The sequence below is a fragment of the Streptomyces sp. SID12501 genome, from assembly GCF_010550245.1.
Classification (GTDB): Bacteria; Actinomycetota; Actinomycetes; order Streptomycetales; family Streptomycetaceae; genus Streptomyces.
On sequence record NZ_JAAGLU010000199.1, the window covers coordinates 1 to 703 of the forward strand.

At 73.4% G+C, this 703-nt stretch carries 2 protein-coding genes; both read right to left on the reverse strand.

Going from position 1 to position 703, the window contains the following annotated elements; all coding sequences use genetic code 11:
* A partial coding sequence (locus G3I71_RS45215) for a LacI family DNA-binding transcriptional regulator (RefSeq protein ID WP_343243285.1) occupies positions 1 to 372 on the reverse strand: 372 nt, incomplete at its 3' end.
* The coding region (locus tag G3I71_RS45220; RefSeq protein ID WP_164324735.1) for a DUF3459 domain-containing protein at positions 360 to 703 on the reverse strand (344 nt) is incomplete at its 5' end. The genes G3I71_RS45220 and G3I71_RS45215, both read right to left, overlap by 13 nt.

Sequence of the window (703 nt, forward strand, 5' to 3'; positions counted from 1 at the left end):
GAAGACGATGCCGGTGACCCCGCGTTCCTCCAACTGTTCCACCAGTTCGTCCTCGGTGGCCCCGCCCGGCTTCTGCGTGCACAACACCGGCGTGTATCCGTTGCCGGCCAGCGCCTGCTCGATGACCTTGGCGAACGCCGGGAAGATCGGGTTGGTGAGTTCGGGGATGAGCAGCCCGACGAGCCCGTTGCTGCGGCGCTTGAGCCGGACGGGCCGCTCGTAGCCGAGCAGGTCGAGCGCGGCCAGCACCTTGTGCCGGGTGCCGGCGGCCACGCCCGACTTGCCGTTGAGCACGCGACTGACGGTCGCCTCGCTGACCTGGGCCTGCGCGGCGATGTCCGTCAGCCGCAACGGGGAAGTCACCCCCGCCACCACACGGCGCTGTCGGCGGGCAGGACCCCGGGCAGAACACCGGGCAGGACGCCGGACGCGGTACCGGCGACGTCGGGAGCACAGCTGCTCAGCAGCACCTCGCCCGCGCCGGGAGCCGCGTACGCGACGGGCTCGCCGGTGGTGTTGACGGTGCACACGAAGCGGCCCCGGCGGAACGCCAGCACCCCGGCGGGGGCGGGCAGCCATTCGACGTGGTCGCCCGCACCGAGGTCGGCCTGCTCGCGGCGGATCCGCAGGGCGGCCCGGTACAGCTCCAGGGTGGACGCCGGGTCGCCGGTCTGCGCCTCGACGCTCAGGCCCGCCCACTCGG